The organism is Streptomyces sp. NPDC050743, from assembly GCF_044456925.1.
GTDB lineage: Bacteria > Actinomycetota > Actinomycetes > Streptomycetales > Streptomycetaceae > Streptomyces.
In genome coordinates this window covers 1-17,709 of record NZ_JBITGJ010000019.1, presented here as the reverse complement: position 1 = coordinate 17,709, position 17,709 = coordinate 1, and the positions used below count along the sequence as shown (strand labels likewise).

The window sequence follows — 17,709 nt, the reverse complement described above, 5'->3', positions numbered from 1 at the left end:
CGCGCCGCTCGCACACACGTCCGCGCACTGAGAGGGGGAGACAACCGCAGTGACCAACATCCCCGAGACCGGCCGGACCCCACGGGTCCAGATCCGGCTCGTCGTGATCCAGATCCTCGTCCTCTCCCTGCTCGGCACGCTCGGCGGCCGGCTCTGGTACCTGCAGATCCGTGAGGGCGCCCAGTACCAGAAGGAGGCGTCCGGCAACCACGTCCAGCAGGTCGTCGACCCCGCGGTGCGCGGCGACATCCTGGACGCCCGCGGGGTGCCCCTCGCGGACAACGAGACCCGTCTGGTCGTCTCCGCCTCCCGCACCGACCTGCTCAAGCAGAAGGACGACGGCAAGGCGGTCCTCACCAAGCTGGCGGGCGTCCTCGGCATGAAGCCCGAGGAGGTCATCCAGAAGGTCCGGCTGTGCGACGCCAAGACCCCCAAGCCGTGCTGGAACGGCTCGCCGTACCAGCCCATCCCGATCACCGACGAGGCCACGCCCAAGCAGGCCCTGCAGATCCGTGAGCGCGCCGAGGACTTCCCCGGCATCACCGCCGAGCCCGAGGCCGTGCGCCGCTACCCGGGCCCGGGCAAGTCCAACACCGCGCAGGTGCTCGGCTATCTCTCGCCCGTCACCGACGCCGAGATCCAGCAGGCCAAGGACACCGACTCGCCCTATCTGCGCTCCGACATGGTCGGCCGCTCCGGCCTGGAGCGGCAGTACGACAAGGAGCTGCGCGGCAAGGCCGGCGTCACCCGCTACGAGGTGGACAACCTCGGCCGGGTCATCGGCAAGGCCAAGTCGGACGCCGCCGAGCCCGGCTCGAACCTGGTCACCAGCATCGACTCCCGCGTCCAGCGCGTCGCCGAGTACGAACTGGACAAGGCGATGAAGGCGGCCCGCGAGCAGTACGACAAGATCACCCAGGAGAACTACAAGGCCGACTCCGGCGCCGTCGTCGTCATGGAGGCCAAGACCGGCCGGATCGTCGCGATGGCCTCGGCCCCGACCTACGACCCGAACGTATGGGTGGGCGGCATCTCCGCCAAGGACTACAAGGCCCTCACCGGCAAGGACTCCGACTACCCGCTGCTCAACAGGGCCATCCAGGGTCAGGCGGCCCCCGGTTCGACGTTCAAGGTGGTCTCCACGGCGGCGGCGGTCCAGGCCGGTTACGCCTGGGACGGCGGCTACCCCTGCACCAGCTCGTACTCGGTCGGCGGCCAGGTCTTCAAGAACTTCGAGGGCGAGAACTTCGGCGACATCTCCCTGGGCCGCGCCCTGGAGGTCTCCTGCGACACCGTCTTCTACGGCCTCGCCGACAAGGAGTGGAAGCGGGACGGCGGCATCAACCCCAAGAAGGGCCAGCCGAAGGACTACTTCTTCAAGACCGCCCACCAGTTCGGCCTCGGCAAGGAGACCGGCATCGACCTCCCCAACGAGGTCACCGGCCGTGTCCCCGACCGCCAGTGGAAGCTGGACTACTGGAAGGCCAACAAGGACGCCTGGTGCAAGAGCGGCAAGAAGGACGGCTCCTACGTCGAGAAGATCGCCTACGAGAACTGCCTCGAAGGCAACAAGATGCGCGAGGGTGACGAGATCAACTACTCCATCGGCCAGGGCGACACCCTCGTGACGCCGATACAGGAGGCGATGATCTACGGCGCCGTCGCCAACGGCGGCACCGAGTACGTCCCGACCATCGGCAAGGCGATCATCAGCGCCGATGGCAAGAGCGTCCAGGAGATCAAGCCCAAGGTGCAGCGCAAGCTGCCGGTCAGCCAGGCCACCCTCAAGGGCATGAACGACGCCTTCGCGGGCGTCATCACCCGCGGTACGGCCGCGTGGAAGTTCAACGGCTGGCCGCAGGACAAGATCCCCCTGCACGGCAAGACCGGTACGGCGGAGGTCTACGGCAAGCAGACCACCGGCTGGCTGGCCACGTACTCCAAGGACTACTCGGTGATCATGACGATCTCCCAGGCCGGTACGGGTTCCGGTTCCGCCGGTGAGGCCGTGCGCAACATCTACAGCGCGCTGTACGGCGTCCAGGGAGACGGCTCCATCGACAACAAGAAGGCGCTGCTGCCCGAGCCGCAGAAGGGCCTGCCGAAGGTCCGCACCGACGGCATGATCGACGCCCCGAAGGTCGCGGGCGACCCGGCGAAGGACGCCGAGGCCTCCCAGCAGGACAACCCCAGCAACGGCGCCGACCAGCAGCCCGCCACCTCGCCCCCGCCCACCACGGGCAACCGCGACACCCGCAGGCGACCACGCAGGATCCCCAAGCGGGGAAGCCGGAGGATGCCCTCATGACCGGCGCGAACAGCTTCTCCGTCTCCGGGTACGGCCCCGAGCGGGCCGGCTGGACGAGGATCTTCGCCCGTGACTCGCTGGCCCGCAGGCTCGACTGGCCGATACTGCTGGCCGCCCTCGCGCTGTCCCTGATCGGGTCCGCGCTGGTGTTCTCGGCGACCCGCAACCGCACCGAGATCAATCAGGGGGATCCGTACTTCTTCCTGGAACGGCACCTGATGAACCTCGGCATCGGGTTCGCCCTGATGCTCGGCACGCTCTGGCTGGGCCACCGCGCCCTGCGCAACGCCGTGCCGATGCTCTACGGCCTGTCGGTCCTGCTGGCCCTGGTGGTCCTCACCCCGCTCGGCGCCACCATCAACGGCCAGCGCAACTGGCTCGTCATCGGCGGCTTCTCGCTGCAGCCCGCCGAGTTCCTCAAGGTGACGATCATCCTGGGGATGGCGATGATGCTCGCGGCCCGGGTGGACGCCGGCGACAAGCCGTACCCGGACCACCGGACGGTGGCGCAGTCCCTGGGCCTCGCGGCCGTACCGTGCCTGATCCTGCTGCTCATGCCCGACCTCGGCTCGGTGCTCGCCATGGTGGCGATCATCCTGGGCGTGCTGCTCGCCTCCGGCGCCTCCAACCGCTGGATCTTCGGCCTGCTCGTCACCGGCGTGATCGGCTGTGTCGCCATCTGGCAGCTGCACATCCTGGACGAGTACCAGATCAACCGCTTCGCGGCGTTCGCCAACCCGGACCTGGACCCGGCGGGCGTCGGCTACAACACCAACCAGGCCCGTATCGCCATCGGCTCCGGCGGCCTGACCGGCGCCGGCCTCTTCCACGGCTCGCAGACCACCGGCCAGTTCGTGCCCGAGCAGCAGACGGACTTCGTCTTCACGGTCGCGGGGGAGGAGCTGGGCTTCCTCGGCGCCGGCTTCATCATCTTCCTGCTCGGCGTGGTGCTGTGGCGGGCCTGCCGCATCGCCCGCGACTCCACCGAGCTGTACGGGACGATCGTGGCCGCCGGGATCGTCGCCTGGTTCGCCTTCCAGGCCTTCGAGAACATCGGCATGACCCTCGGCATCATGCCGGTCACCGGCCTGCCGCTGCCGTTCGTGTCGTACGGCGGCTCGTCGATGTTCGCGGTCTGGGTGGCCGTGGGACTGCTGCAGTCGATCAAGGTCCAGAGACCCATGTCGGCGTAGGTCTCCAGCCGTGCGGCGGGGGCCTGCGGTTACCCGGCGATCCGGATGGTGCGGGCGGTGGTTCGCCGGGTGGATGACGGGAGTTTTCCGGCCATTCACCCGGGACTACCCCTGCCGCACCACCGCGCGGACAACTAGATTCGATCCATGGCGGATGCGAAACGCGAGATCGAGCGCAAGTACGAGTCCGACGACAGCGGGCTGCCCGACCTGACCGGCGTCGGCGGAGTGGCGGCCGTCCTGGACAAGGGCCTGGTGGAGCTCGACGCCACCTACTACGACACCGCCGACCAGCGCCTGACCGCCGCCGCCCTCACCCTGCGCCGCCGCACCGGCGGCTCGGACGCCGGCTGGCATCTGAAGTTCCCGGTCGAACCGGGCGTGCGGGACGAGATCAGGGCCCCGCTCTCCGACACCGTCCCGGAGGAGATCGCCGCCCTGGCCCGGTCCCGGGTCAGGGACGCCGAACTGGTCCCGCTGGTCCGGCTGCGCTCCGCCCGCGATGTGCGCCACCTGGTCGACGCGGACGGCACCCTGCTGGCCGAGGCGAGCGTCGACGCCGTGACCGCGCAGCGGCTCGGAGCGCCGGGCGGGGCCGCCCAGTGGACCGAGATCGAGGTGGAACTCGCCGACGACGGCGACCCCGCCTTCCTGGACCTGGTGGACAAACGGCTGCGCAAGGCGGGCGTGCGCCCCTCGAAGTCGCCGTCCAAGCTCGCCCGGGCCCTGGAGCAGACAGGGGGAGCGCGCCACAGGAAGGCCAAGCCCGCACCGCCGGTGACGGCCGGCGACCACGTTCTCGCCTATCTGCGCGCCCAGCGGGACGTGCTGGTCGAGCTCGACCCCGCCGTCCGCCGGAACGTACCCGACTCCGTGCACCGCATGCGGGTCGCCACCCGCCGCGCCCGCAGCACCCTGCGCAGCTTCCGCTCCGTCCTCGACCGCGCCGTCACCGACCCCGTCGCCGACGAGCTGAAGTGGCTCGCGGGCGAGCTGGGCGTGGACCGCGACCAGGAGGTGATGGCCGAGCGCCTGACGGCCGACCTGGACGCCCTCCCGCCCGACCTGGTCATCGGACCGCTCCCCGAACGCCTCGCCTCCTGGGCCGAGGCACGCGGCGGCGGCGCCCGGGCCCATCTGACCGGCGTGCTGGACTCCCGCCGCTATCTGACCCTGCTGGACACCCTGGACGCGCTCCTGGCCGACCCGCCGCTGCGCAAGGCAGCCGGGAAGAAGCCGGAGAAGGTCCTCGCCAAGGCCATGGACAAGGACCTCGCGACCCTGTCCGCCCTGGTCGAGCGGGCGATCGGCGTCCCGCCCGGCGGGGAACGCGACGTCGCCGTGCACGAGGCCCGCAAGAAGGCCAAGCGCACCCGGTACGCGGCCGAGGCCGCCACCCCGGCCCTCGGAAAACCCGCCCGCTTCCTCACCAAGGCGATGAAGTCCCTGACCACCCTCCTCGGCGACCACCAGGACAGTGTCATGACCCGCCTGACCCTGCGCGAGCTGTCCGCGGTGGCCCATGCGACGGGGGAGAGCACCTTCACATACGGGGTGCTGTACGGGCGCGAGGAGGCACGGGCGGCCCAGGCCGAGGCGGAGCTGCCCGGACTGTGGAAGAAGATCCGCTCCGGGACGACCGGCTGAGCGTTCGGGGGAGCCCCTCGGCCGGGTTACGCTTGATGGTCACCCCTGTCAGCTCATGAAGGTTCGCGAGATGCCTGTCGAGTCGGTTTTCCCGCAGCTCGAAGCTCTGCTCCCCCACGTGCAGAAGCCGATCCAGTACGTCGGCGGAGAGCTCAACTCCACCGTCAAGGACTGGGACGAGTGCGATGTCCGCTGGGCGCTCATGTACCCGGACGCGTACGAGGTCGGCCTGCCCAACCAGGGCGTCCAGATCCTCTACGAGGTCCTCAACGAGCAGGAGGGCGTCCTCGCCGAGCGCACCTACAGCGTGTGGCCGGACCTGGAGGCGCTGATGCGCGAGCACGGCGTCCCGCAGTTCACGGTGGACAGCCACCGCCCGGTCCGCGCCTTCGACGTGCTCGGGCTGAGCTTCTCCACGGAGCTGGGCTACACCAACATGCTCACCGCCCTGGACCTGGCCGGAATCCCCCTGGAGTCCAAGGACCGCACGGACGACGACCCGATCGTCCTGGCCGGCGGCCACGCGGCGTTCAACCCGGAGCCGATCGCCGACTTCATCGACGCGGCCGTCATCGGCGACGGCGAGCAGGCCGTGCTCGACATGACCCGGATCATCCGCGAGTGGAAGGCCGAGGGCCGCCCCGGCGGCCGCGAGGAGGTCCTCTTCCGCCTGGCGAAGACGGGCGGGGTGTACATCCCGGCGTTCTACGACGTCGAGTACCTGCCGGACGGCCGTATCGCCCGTGTCGTCCCGAACAAGAGCGGTGTCCCCTGGCGCGTGTCGAAGCACACGGTCATGGACCTGGACGAGTGGCCCTACCCCAAGCAGCCCCTGGTCCCGCTGGCCGAGACGGTCCACGAGCGCATGTCGGTGGAGATCTTCCGCGGCTGCACCCGCGGCTGCCGCTTCTGCCAGGCCGGCATGATCACCCGCCCGGTGCGCGAGCGCTCGATCACGGGCATCGGCGACATGGTCGACAAGGGCCTGAAGGCGACGGGCTTCGAGGAGGTGGGCCTGCTCTCCCTCTCCTCCGCGGACCACTCGGAGATCGGCGACATCGCCAAGGGCCTCGCCGACCGCTACGAGGACGACAAGATCGGCCTCTCCCTGCCCTCCACCCGCGTCGACGCCTTCAACATCGACCTGGCGAACGAGCTGACCCGCAACGGTCGCCGCTCGGGCCTGACCTTCGCCCCGGAGGGCGGCTCGGAGCGCATCCGCAAGGTCATCAACAAGATGGTCTCCGAGGACGACCTGATCCGCACGGTCGCCACGGCCTACGGCAACGGCTGGCGCCAGGTGAAGCTGTACTTCATGTGCGGTCTGCCGACGGAGACCGACGACGACGTCCTCCAGATCGCCGACATGGCGATGCACGTCATCCAGAAGGGCCGCGAGGTCTCGGGCTCGAACGACATCCGCTGCACGGTCTCCATCGGCGGTTTCGTCCCCAAGCCCCACACCCCCTTCCAGTGGGCCCCGCAGCTGAGCGCGGAGGAGACGGACGCCCGGCTCGCCAAGCTCCGCGACAAGATCCGCGGCGACAAGAAGTACGGCCGCTCGATCGGTTTCCGCTACCACGACGGCAAGCCGGGAATCGTGGAGGGCCTGCTGTCGCGGGGCGACCGCCGTATCGGCGCCGTCATCCGCGCGGTGTACGACGACGGCGGCCGCTTCGACGGCTGGCGCGAGCACTTCTCCTACGACCGCTGGATGAGCTGCGCCGACAAGGCCCTCGCGCCCTTCGGCGTCGACGTCGACTGGTACACCACCCGCGAGCGCGGCTACGAGGAGGTCCTGCCCTGGGACCACCTCGACTCCGGCCTGGACAAGGACTGGCTCTGGGAGGACTGGCAGGACGCCCTCGACGAGACGGAGGTCGAGGACTGCCGCTGGACGCCCTGCTTCGACTGCGGCGTGTGCCCGCAGATGGACACGGCCATACAAATCGGCCCGACCGGCAAGAAGCTGCTTCCGCTGACGGTCAAGAACACGGGTCCGACGCCGGCTTCAAGTGGTCACACGCACTGAGGTGGGCGGGGCACTCGATCGGGTGATGGAGGCGCTGGCGGGCGCGAGCGAGGAGGAGGCGGCGGCTGCACTGGCTGCAGTCGGCGCTTCGGTCCCTCGCCCGTCGGTGCCGCCAGCGTCCTCTCGAACACCGCTGCCGGGGCCCGGAAACACCCCGCACATCGTCTCCGAGGTGGAGTGGGTCTGAGCCGCTCCCGGACGTGCAACCTTGTGTGATCTGTCGAGCCCCTTCCCTGATTGGGAGGGGGCTCGTGGGTGTCTGATGGCGTGTGAGCGCAGGGGGCCGGCCCCTGGGGCCGCAGCAAGCTACGGCCCCGAGTCGAGACCTGGACGGCAAGCCGCTGTCACAGTCCCTGTCCGGTCACAAGGTCACCGTGAGGATGACCGTGAAGGGGCTCCTAGCCGGAGTTCCGCACGCGGCCCACATCTACATCGACGGCATGGGCGTGTGCCCCACTGCTGCCGCGGCCACCAACCTCAACGGGCACATCGCGATCAGCACCACCGACGGCATGAAGTCTTACGGCAAGATCGGCCCCTCGCTGACCACAAGCGGCGACACTTCCCCGGCCAGCGCACTGGCGGTGACCCGCTTTCCCGTGGGCAGTTCCTACCAGTACTCGCGCACCATCACCGTCAACAACGATGTGGCCAGCAACATCCGCGCCGGCAAGGCGGTCATCGTCGTGCACGGCATCGACTACGACGGCAGCGGCAAGTTCACCAACGTGCTAGGCCCCAGCGAGCTGGACCCCAAGCTTCCCCAGGTCGCCACCGCTCCCGCGCTGTGCGGCACGCTGAAGGCCATGCCCTCCAAGGGCGCCACGACCCGCTAGCCTCGGCGTTTCATGACGGCTCGTCAGTGCATCCTGGCCCGCCGACTGCCGCGGCGTGGTGAGTTCACTTCGCGCCAGGGCCTCATCGACCAGATCCGCGAGTTCACTCTCGCCTACGACGATGAGGCCCGACCGTTCCGCTGGACCTACGACGGAACCCCGCTCAAAGCCGCATGATCCTCGCAAGATCAATGCGGCGCTGCACTAGCCGCCGGCGGACTCACGCCATGATCCCCACCGGATCGGCGAAGAGCCGGTTTTGTATTTGTCTGGTGCCGCGTCGGTCAGTCGGCGGACGGCAGGAAGCTGAAGGTGTCGGGGTCGGCCGGGCGGCTCTGTCCGGGAAGGCCCGCGACGACGAGCAGGTACGACTCGGTCACGAGGTCGTCCACCAACGCCTGCTCGATATCCGCACCAGGTCTGATGGTGATCCAGTGCTTCTTGTTCATGTGGTAGCCGGGAGAGATGCTCGTGTGCGAGGCGCGGAGCGTCTCCGCATCCGAGGGATCGGCCTTGAGGATCACGACCGGCTCCCCAGGCATCGATGTCTGCAGCATGAACACCTTGCCGCCGACTTTCCACACCTCCCAGTCGCCGGTGAACTGGTGCGTGTGCTCAGAACCCGGGAGCTCTGCGGCGCGCGCGGCCGCGCGGTTCTGGACTGTCCTGTCTGCGTGCATCTTGGCCTCCTTGAGGTCGGTGGAGGTCGACTGTCCGGCGTCCGTCGAGGAGAGGTGCGGGCGCCGGAGAGTCGAGTGGCGCAGAAGCGAGCGGGCGCGCCGGTCGCGCACCCGCTCAGTTCGTCATATGTGGGTGAAGATCTTCTCGGCGTCGAGGCGCGAGACCGGCTGGCGAGAGACGCGCGTCTCGTCCGGGTACCCGAGCGCCATGATCAGCGTTGTGGTGAAGTCGGTGTCGGTGAGGCCGAACGCTTCGTCGATCGCCGCGCGGTCGAACCCTTCGAACGGGGTGGCGTCGACTCCGAGAGAAGCGGCGGCCATCATGGTCGCGCCGACCACGAGGTAGGTGTTCTTCTCCAGCCAGTGGAGCACGTCGCCGCCATAGTTCTCCGACTGGATCTCCACGAAGTTGGACGCTCCGGCCTCCCACCCCTTCTGGATCTCCGGGTCCGCGAAGCGACCGTCCGCGCGCTCCTTGGCGAAGATCTCCTGCAGGTGCTCGTCGGGAATCGTCTTGCGGGTCGTGAACACGATCGCGTGCGACGCGTTGCGCACCTTCTCCTGGTTGTCGGCGAAGCGGCCGACGAGAGCGTCCGCCAGTTTGTCCTTGCCGGCCTGTGTCTCCAGCACATGGAAGTGGTTCGGCTGGATGTTGACCGTCGTCGGCGAGGTGCGCAGGTAGCGCAGCAGGAGCTGGAAGGTCTCCTCCGGGATCTTCTTGTTCGGGTCGAAGTAGCGGGTGAGGTGCTTGGTGATCAGCTTGTTGAGATCCATGCTCGGTTTTCGTTTCGTGTTCGGGGAGATCGGGTCAGAGGTGGTTTTTGTGCGTTGGAGTCACGTCAGTACGTGGTGAATGTCGCTTTCATCGGGGCTGCCTGCGTGCCGGTCGATGCGGTTTCGATGTCGCTGGTTACGCGCCCGCACCGGGGATGTCGACGACGGTGTCGTTGACGTTGTTGAGGTAGTTCGTGAGCAGCGTGACGACCACGACGGTGACGATCGCCTGGATCTCGGGGTCCGTGTACCCGGCGTCGCGGACCGCGGCAATGTCATCGTCGCCCACCTGACCGCGGGTCTCGATCACCTGCTGGGAGAAGCGGGCGACGGCGGCGCGCTTGGGATCGGTAAAGCCGCCGCTGCGGGCCAGCTCGATCTCCTCGGTGGACATGCCTGCGAGGTTCGCGGAGATGTATCCGTGCAGCGCCGAGCAGTAGTCGCAGTCGTTGGAGCGGGACGTGGCCAGCGCGATCGTGTGGCGGGTCTTCGCGTCGAGGAGCTTGGCGATGCCGCCCTGCAGGCCCATCACGATCTCGAGGACCCTCGGGTTGGCGGCGAGCGTGGTGAACATGCCCGGAGCGAAGCCGAACTGCTTGGCGATGGCGTCGAGCGTGCCCTGCGTCTTGGCGTCGATGTCGGTGAGCTCGGGCGTGCTGAGACGAGACATGGTGGCGGTCCTCGGGTCGGTATCAGTCTGGGCTGTCTGGCCCACTCGTAGTCAACGCGACGCGGATTGGGCTGTCAAGCCCAATCCGTGTTCATGTTGGGCTGCAGAGCCCAATCTGCGTGGTGGCATGCATATGAAGGATGGATCGCGTGATCTTCGCGGGCGCACGGGCAGCGGGCTGGCGACGCGAGGTCGCATCCTCGAGCACGCCGCGAACTTGATCTACACGCGGGGGATCCACGCGACGAACAACGAGCTGGTGCGAAGAGCAGCGGGGATCAGCGGCTCGCAGCCCGATCGGCGTGCGGCGTGTGCCCCGCCATGGACACGCAGATCCAGGTGGGGCCGACGGGCAAGAAGCTTCTGCCATTGACTGTGGTCAACAAGTAGCTGGTCGGGCCTCGTGCGTACCGGTAACGCACGAGGTCCCTCCGCTTTCTGCTTGCCGAGGTCGACGCGCGCCATCGGCGGCCCTGCGCCCGCAGCAGCCATCCCGCTTCCTCACACGGGCTCGGTCGCGGCTGCGCCGGTTCGCCGCCGCTGTCCCGAGCGGCTACCACGAGGGCTGGGTCATATTGAGCAACCGGTTCGCGGTGGACTGGGGGCGCCGTAGCCGACGGCGATCGCGTCGGCGCCCGAGGTCTCGGCGAACTGACCGAACGGCCTCCCCGTTCCTCGCACGTGCCGAGCGGGGACATGGCATTCCTGCCGAGACCCTCGGACCCGAGAGGGAGAGTCGCGGACGGAGACCACCGGGAGGACCATCGGAGGCAAGGTGGTGGTGGCTATGGGGACGCCGTCGAGGCACTTCAGTGAGAGTCCTGAGGATCCTTTCGCCCTCGGGCGTGGCGCCGCGGCCGTGCTCGACGCTCATGGCACCGTGGTCGGCTGGGGCTCACGAGCGCAGGAACTGCTCGGCTATCCGGCCAAGGAAGTGATCGGACGGACGTGGCAGGACCTCCTGATCGACAGCCGTGACCTGCCGGTCGCGCGGTCCGTCGTCGTGGAGGCCGTGAAGGCGGGGGGATGGTTCGGGATCCTGCCCGTCCGGCACCGCGACGGACGCCGTGTGGAGATGGGTTTCCGGGCCCGTGCGGTCACCCGCGAGGGGGGCGATCAGGAGTGGCTCCTGGTCGGTGCTCCTGCCGCCGACGTCATTGCCTGGCAGCGGGACCGTGCGCTGCTGGATGGTCTGTACCGCCGGTCTCCAATCGGGCTGGTCACTTATGGCCCGGACAGGAGAGTGATCAGAGTCAACCGTGCGGTCGAAAAGGCAAGCGGCGTCCCGGCCGAGGCACCGGTAGGCCACCGACCCCGCGAATTCATGGTCGACGAGGACGCCGGTCCGGCGGACGAACGGGTGCGGCGCGTCCTGGAGACCGGCGAGCCGTGGATCTTCACGGAGCAGTCCGCCCGGACGCGTCACGATCCGGGCCGGGAACGGATCGTGTCCGTCTCGGCGTTCCGGATGGAAGATCCCTCGGGCCGGGTTCTCGGCGTGGCCGAGACGATCGAGGACGTCACCGACCGCCACCGGGCGCAACGCAGACTCGCTCTGCTGAACGAGGCGAGCGCCCGGATCGGAACCTCACTGGACGTGGCACAGACCGCTCGGGAACTGGCCGAAGTGGGCGTCCAGGGCTTGGCCGACTACTGCTCGGTGGACCTCCTCAAGCCTGTGACAGTGGGTGACGAACCCGTTCCTGGTGCGGCAGGGCCGCTGCTCCGGACCGCCCTCTCACCGCCGGAACTCCGTATCCCGTTCCGGGAGGGCGATGTGGTGCCGCTGCTGCCGGAGTCCGCGCAGGCACGGTGCCTGGCCGAGCGGCGCCCGATCGTCGAACGGCTGCTGTCCCTCCGCCCCGAGTGGCACGCCATGGACCGGAGACGGGTCGAACTCGCCCTGGGGCTCGGCGTTCATTCGCTGATCGCGGTGCCCTTGGTCGCGCGTGGCCTCGTGCTGGGCGTGGTCAGCCTGTGGCGGTCGCGGGATTCGGAGCCTTTCGAGGATGACGATGCGGCGGTGGCCCAGGAGCTCTCCTCGCGCGCGGCCGTCTGCATCGACAACGCGCGGCGCTTCACCCAGCAGCAGAACACCGCTCTGACCCTTCAGCGCAGCCTGCTGCCGAGCACGCTGTCCGACCTGCCGGCCGTGGAGGTGGCCTGCCGCTACCTCCCAGCAAGCGGTGAACCGGGCCTCGGGGGTGACTGGTTCGACGTGATCCCGTTGTCAGGGGCTCGGGTCGCCCTCGTCGTCGGAGACGTGGTCGGTCACGGGATCCACGCCGCGGCCTCGATGGGTCGGCTGCGTGCCGCCGCGCGCACCCTGGCCAGCCTCGACCTGGAACCGGACGAGGTGATGGCGCGGCTGGACGACCTGGTCAGTCTGTTGGCCGCGGAGCTGGAGGCGAACGCGAGCGGCAACCCGTCGGCGACCGAGCAGGTGCTCGGGGCCACCTGCCTCTACGCCGTCTACGATCCGGTCTCCAAGCACTGTTCCCTGGCACGGGCCGGTCACCCGGCTCCGGTCGTGTCCACCCCGGACGGCGAGGTGACCGTGCTCGATCCGCCCGCGGGTCCGCCGCTGGGCCTGGGCGGACTGCCCTTTGAGACATACGATGTGGATCTCCCCGAGGGGAGCCTGCTCACCCTCTACACCAATGGCCTCCTGGAGGCGGGAAACGGCGACGTGGACACCGCGCTGGAGTTCCTGCGCGCATGTCTTACCAACACGCCGGAACCTCTGGACCATGCGTGCCATGCCGTGGTCGAGGCGCTGCTGCCCAAGGGCCACCTCCCCACCGACGACGTCGCACTGCTCATCGCCCGTACCCGCGTGCTACGGCCGGAGAATGTCGCCTCGTGGCAGCTGCCGCTGGAGGCGACCTCGGCCGCCCGTGCCAGAGAGCTGACCACGGCGAAACTCGCCGAATGGGGGCTGACCGAACTGGCCTTCACCACTGAGCTGGTCGCGAGTGAGCTGGTCACGAACGCCTACCGATACGCGGCCGGCCCCGTCACTATGCGTCTCATCCGTACGCACTGCCTGATCTGCGAGGTGTCCGACACCAGCCACACGTCCCCTCACCTGCGACGGGCCCTGAGCACGGACGAGGGTGGACGCGGGCTATTCCTGGTCGCGCAGCTCACAGAGCGGTGGGGAGCCCGCTACACCCACGACGGCAAGACCGTCTGGACGGAACAGCCTTTGCCGCCTGCATGACGCGCGGCTCCCACAACCGCAACCGACCGGGCGGAGCGGATCAGCGGCGGATTACATGGCACCACAGGCTCGGCGGCACGGGCGCATCGTGCCGCGGCTGCTCCAGCGGGCAGGCGCACTGTGGGTCCCGCTACGGCAGCGTTGCGGTAGTTGGACGATGCCGCAGCGGCTCTCCGGCGCGGGCAGCGGTTATGGGTCCGTTGGTATATGGCCGCAGATGGACACCCACATCCAGATCGGCCCGACCGGCAAGAAGCTGCTGCCGCTGACGGTCAAGAACGCAGGTCCGACGCCGGCTGCGAGCGGTCACGCGCACTGAGGTGGGCGAGGCACTCGATCGGGTGATGGAGGCGCTGGCGGGGGCGAGCGAGGAGGAGGCGGCGGCTGCACTGGCTGCAGTCGGCGCTTCGGTCCCTTGCCCGTCGGTGCCGCCGGCGTCCTCTCGAACACCGCTGCCGGGGCCCGGAAACACCCGAGGTGGAGTGGGTCTGAGCCGCTCCCGGACGTGCAACCTTGTGTGATCTGTCGAGCCCCTTCCCTGATTGGGAGGGGGCTCGTGGGTGTCTGACGGCGTGTGAGCGCAGGGGGCCGGCCCCTGGGGCCGCAGCAAGCTACGGCCCCGAGTCGAGACCTGGACGGCAAGCCGCTGTCAGAACAGTGCCTCCGGCGGGGGTCGGCCGGCACCGGGATGATGGGGGCGCCGTCGCCGACTGCAGATCCGTCGTGTCAGATGTGGTTGGACGCCACTCGTCGGCCGACCTGGTCCGGTGAAGCAGGCGGACGGCGCCCCCGGGTCTCTTACCGCTTGTGGCCGTTGCCGTGTCCGTCGGGATGCAGGACCACCTTGGTCCAGCCCTCGTCACGGGCGTCGAAGTGCTCGTAGGCGGTGGGGGCCTCGTCCAGGCTGAGCTCGTGGGAGACGACGAAGCTCGGCTTCGCCTTCCCGCCGGCGATCAGATCCCGCAGCGCCCGGTTGTACTTCTTCACCGGCGCCTGCCCGGTCCCCATGTGCTGGCCCTTGAACCACATCATCCCGAAGTCGATCGGAACCTTGCCCTGAGCTTCCAGCTCGCCCTGGGCCTCCGCGCCGCCGGGGTCCTGGGGCAGGAACACGCCCACCACGCCGATGTCGCCGGTGAACCTGACCGAGTCGATCAGGCCGTTGAGCGTGAGGCTGGCGTCCTCGTGTCCCTCGGGGTCGTGTGCCTGGTAGCCGACGCATTCGCAGCCGTTGTCGGCGCCCAGACCGAGGGTGGCCTCCTTGACGACCTCCGCCGGGTTCTGCTCGGCGGTGTTGATCGGGATGGCCCCGATCTCCTCCGCCTTGCGCAGCCGGTCGGGCTGGTGGTCGGCCGTCCAGACGCGGCCGGCGCCCTTGAGGAGGGCGGAGTAGGTCGCCATCAGCCCGACGGGACCGGCCCCGAAGACGATGGTCTGGTCGCCCGGCTTGACGTGGGCCATCTCGGTGGCGTGATAGCCGGTGGGGAAGATGTCGGCGAGCATCACGTAGTCGGTCTGCCGTTCGGCGGCGTCCTCGCCCAGACGCAGCGCGTTGAAGTCGCCGTAGGGCACGCGCAGCAGCTCCGCCTGGCCGCCCTGGTAGGGGCCCATGTCGGCGAATCCGTAGGCGGCTCCCGCGAGGGCCGGTTCCGGCTGCATGGTCAGGCAGTAGTTGGTCAGACCCTGCTCGCACTGCTTGCAGAAGCCGCAGGCGATGTTGAAGGGCAGGACCACGTACTCGCCGACCTGCACCTTGCGGACGGCCGAGCCGACCTCCACCACCTGGCCCATGTTCTCGTGTCCCAGGGTGCGGCCGGACTCGAACGAGGTGCGGCCCTCGTACATGTGCAGGTCCGAACCGCAGATATTGGTGGTGGTGATCTTGACGATGATGTCGCAGGGATGTTCGATCTTCGCGTCCGGTACGTCCTTCACTGTGACCGTTCGCGGTCCTTCGTATACCGCTGCTTTCATGATGACTTCCCTTGGTGTCACGGCATGACCGCGGCGTGACGGGGATGGAGACGACGCGGAGAGCCTGACTCTCGTAAGTGCTACGACGGAGTCCGTGGCTCCGGCACGCCTCTGCGGGCCGTTTACCCGGATGAGGTGGAACCGTGGTTCCGCCGCCGGCCCGCCAGGCGGAGCTTCGGCGCTCCGACGGCGTGCCGTGCGGGTCCCCGTCGGCCTCCGACGCGAAACAAACCCTTCACCGATCGATCAGCCGATCTTTCCCGCCCGGACGGCCGCGACCAAATACGCATCTCCGACTCTGGTCACCCGCTAGTCACCGTCGTCCTCGAGCAGGCGGCGACGTTCCTGTTCGCGCTTGGAATAAGCGGCTGCTCGGATCGCATCGTCGCTCTCCAAGCCCGATCCCAGAGCGCCGCCCACCGTGGCGATCGAAGCGACGAACCAGGACAGCCTCCAGTATTCCGTGGCGTGCAGCGGGGTTCGTGTCAGGGAGGCGAAGACGCGGGCGTTGAGGATGAAGAGCGCCCGCACCAAGTTGATGACCATCAAACCCGCGTAGCAGATGAGCACCCCGATGCCGGCGGTCACGACCGTGGACGCGTTGTAGAGAGCCGCCCTCTTCCTCGCCTCCGGCGAGGCCTCTGCTGATCGATGGCACAGGTGCGCGTCCACGATCAGCCAGCCGATCATGAGCGCGACGGACCCGGCCATGGCGATCACGAGGCGCGGCGCGCTCAGGGCCCCGGACATGCTCCAAAGGGTGGAGTTCACGGTGGCGATCGCGCCCGTGGCGAGTGCGGCCGCCAGGGCTTTCGACAGATTCAGCGACGGACGCCGCCGTTCAGGAGCGTTCGGCTGTCGGTTCTGAGGTCGTTCCTCGGACATGCAGCGCGACACTGACTGGTGAGAGGCTGAGTCCATGGTCGAGCGTGTTGTGAGCGTGGAGGCCCCCTGCGGCTCCGGAGGCCGGCGTGTGCGCGTTGGTGACCAGGTCCTGGGCGCGGCGTTTTCGCTGCACGAGCTGACGTTGCTCCTCCGACGAGCCGGGCTGGTGGTCGGGGACGAGCTGGACGTCGCCGGATCGGACCTGATCGAGTGGCACGGTGGTGGGCCGGAAGTTTGGCCCCGTCAAGGTGGCGGCCCGGAGTGCTGGACGGTGCCCAGTGAGCTGCCACCGATGCTGCAGGACAGCAGGCGGCCCCGGTCCCGGTGAACCTCTAAGCCGCCTCGATCACCACCCCAACAGGCCACACCACTCACTTCGCCTACGACGAGGCGGGCCGCCCGACCAAGGTCACCGACCCGCTCGGCAACGTCACCACCATCCGTTGCAACCAGGCGGGCCTGCCTCAGGAGATCACCGATCCACTCGGCGCGGTCACCCGCCAGACCCATGACGCCCTCGGCCGCCCCGTCACCCGCACGGACCCCACGGGCGCGACGACTCGGCTGGAATGGACGCCGGAGAACCGACTGGCCCGGCGCACTCTGCCGGACGGTGTCCACGAGTCCTGGACCTACGACGGCGAGGGCAACTGCACCACCCACATCGACCCGCTCGGTGGCGAGACCCGTTTCGAGTACACCCACTTCGATCTGCTCACCGCCCGAACGACCCCCGACGGCGTACGTCACGAGTCCGGCCACGACACCGAGCTGCGCCTCACCCAGGTCACCAACCCCAGGGTTTGAAATGGTGTTATACCCGCGACCCGGCGGGCCGTCTGGTCATGGAGACCGATTTCGACGACCGTGCGCCCACCTATCGGCACGACGCCGCGGGTCGGCTGGTCGCCCGGACGAACGCCCTGGGCGAGACCACCGTCTTCGAGCGCAACACGCTGGGTCAGACCGTCCGCAAGGACGCCGCTGGCCAGGTCACCACCTACGCCTAGGACGCGAGCGGCCGCCTCGCCGAGGCCACTGGCCCCGACGGAACCCGTCTGTCCATCGCCCGCGACCAGTACGGATGCGTCCGCTCGGAGAGCGTGGACGGCCGCGAACTCCTGTAACTACGACGAGTTGGGGCGTCGCGTCGGGCGTACAACCCCACCGGGGCGACCACCAAGTGGTCGTACGACGCGGCGGGCCGCCGTACCGGTCTGGTCGCCTCCGGCCGCTCTGTCGACATGTCCTACGACGCTGCGGCCCGCGAACTCACCCGGCACGTCGGCGACTTCCTCACGTTGCACAACACGTACGACGCGCTGGGCCGACTCGCCACCCAGTCGGCCGTCGGCCGCGACGACCGCATCAACCAGGCCCACGTGGGCACCATGAGCCTTTCCCGGTAACCGACGGTCGCTGAGGGTGATCGCCTCCGGGAGTCTCGTGGTGTACTCCCAACTCCGGGCAGACGTAAGGCCCCTGGT

At 68.7% G+C, this 17,709-nt stretch carries 11 protein-coding genes and 2 pseudogenes; 8 read left to right on the top strand and 5 right to left on the bottom strand.

Annotated features, from left to right (window positions below):
- The first annotated feature begins 49 nt into the window (after nt 1–49).
- The 6 genes from mrdA to ACIBJF_RS20045 all read left to right on the top strand — a co-directional run bounded on the left by mrdA (nt 50) and on the right by ACIBJF_RS20045 (nt 8,193).
- Nucleotides 50–2,308, top strand: a complete 2,259-nt coding sequence (gene mrdA / locus ACIBJF_RS20070; protein WP_399175268.1) for a penicillin-binding protein 2 — start codon at nt 50–52, stop codon at nt 2,306–2,308.
- Nucleotides 2,305–3,501, top strand: a complete 1,197-nt coding sequence (gene rodA, locus ACIBJF_RS20065) for a rod shape-determining protein RodA (RefSeq protein WP_399175267.1) — start codon at nt 2,305–2,307, stop codon at nt 3,499–3,501. The genes mrdA and rodA overlap by 4 nt, the downstream gene beginning before the upstream one ends.
- 147 nt (nt 3,502–3,648) lie before the next feature.
- Nucleotides 3,649–5,148, top strand: a complete 1,500-nt coding sequence (locus ACIBJF_RS20060) for a CHAD domain-containing protein (RefSeq protein WP_399175265.1) — start codon at nt 3,649–3,651, stop codon at nt 5,146–5,148.
- A gap of 70 nt (nt 5,149–5,218) precedes the next feature.
- Nucleotides 5,219–7,180, top strand: a complete 1,962-nt coding sequence (locus ACIBJF_RS20055; protein ID WP_399175263.1) for a TIGR03960 family B12-binding radical SAM protein — start codon at nt 5,219–5,221, stop codon at nt 7,178–7,180.
- A 380-nt stretch (nt 7,181–7,560) separates the two neighbouring features.
- Nucleotides 7,561–8,016 carry a hypothetical protein gene (locus ACIBJF_RS20050; RefSeq protein WP_399175262.1) on the top strand — a complete coding sequence of 152 codons (456 nt, stop codon included), beginning with the start codon at nt 7,561–7,563 and terminating at the stop codon, nt 8,014–8,016.
- A gap of 12 nt (nt 8,017–8,028) precedes the next feature.
- Nucleotides 8,029–8,193 carry a hypothetical protein gene (locus tag ACIBJF_RS20045; RefSeq protein WP_399175260.1) on the top strand — a complete coding sequence of 55 codons (165 nt, stop codon included), beginning with the start codon at nt 8,029–8,031 and terminating at the stop codon, nt 8,191–8,193.
- A gap of 107 nt (nt 8,194–8,300) precedes the next feature.
- Here the strand turns inward: ACIBJF_RS20045 and ACIBJF_RS20040 are convergent, their stop codons facing one another.
- The 3 genes from ACIBJF_RS20040 to ACIBJF_RS20030 form a co-directional block, all read right to left on the bottom strand.
- The gene (locus tag ACIBJF_RS20040) at nt 8,301–8,696 is read right to left on the bottom strand and encodes an MmcQ/YjbR family DNA-binding protein (RefSeq protein ID WP_399175258.1); all 396 of its coding nucleotides are present in this window, start codon (nt 8,694–8,696) and stop codon (nt 8,301–8,303) included.
- A gap of 123 nt (nt 8,697–8,819) precedes the next feature.
- On the bottom strand, nt 8,820–9,470 hold the full coding sequence (locus ACIBJF_RS20035; protein WP_399175256.1) for a nitroreductase family protein: 651 nt from the start codon (nt 9,468–9,470) through the stop codon (nt 8,820–8,822).
- A 136-nt stretch (nt 9,471–9,606) separates the two neighbouring features.
- Nucleotides 9,607–10,140 carry a carboxymuconolactone decarboxylase family protein gene (locus ACIBJF_RS20030; RefSeq protein WP_399175255.1) on the bottom strand — a complete coding sequence of 178 codons (534 nt, stop codon included), beginning with the start codon at nt 10,138–10,140 and terminating at the stop codon, nt 9,607–9,609.
- A gap of 787 nt (nt 10,141–10,927) precedes the next feature.
- Between ACIBJF_RS20030 and ACIBJF_RS20025 the strand changes: the two genes are divergently transcribed.
- Nucleotides 10,928–13,363, top strand: coding sequence for a SpoIIE family protein phosphatase (locus ACIBJF_RS20025; protein ID WP_399175253.1), 2,436 nt, complete (start codon nt 10,928–10,930; stop codon nt 13,361–13,363).
- A gap of 798 nt (nt 13,364–14,161) precedes the next feature.
- Here ACIBJF_RS20025 and ACIBJF_RS20020 read toward each other — a convergent pair.
- Nucleotides 14,162–15,337, bottom strand: coding sequence for a glutathione-independent formaldehyde dehydrogenase (locus tag ACIBJF_RS20020; RefSeq protein WP_399175251.1), 1,176 nt, complete (start codon nt 15,335–15,337; stop codon nt 14,162–14,164).
- A gap of 309 nt (nt 15,338–15,646) precedes the next feature.
- Nucleotides 15,647–16,159, bottom strand: a pseudogene (locus ACIBJF_RS20015) (hypothetical protein); the annotation flags it as partial.
- Between the two features lie 405 nt (nt 16,160–16,564).
- Here ACIBJF_RS20015 and ACIBJF_RS20010 point away from each other — a divergent pair.
- Nucleotides 16,565–17,583: pseudogene (locus ACIBJF_RS20010) on the top strand (type IV secretion protein Rhs); the annotation flags it as partial.
- Between the last annotated feature and the right edge of the window lie 126 nt (nt 17,584–17,709).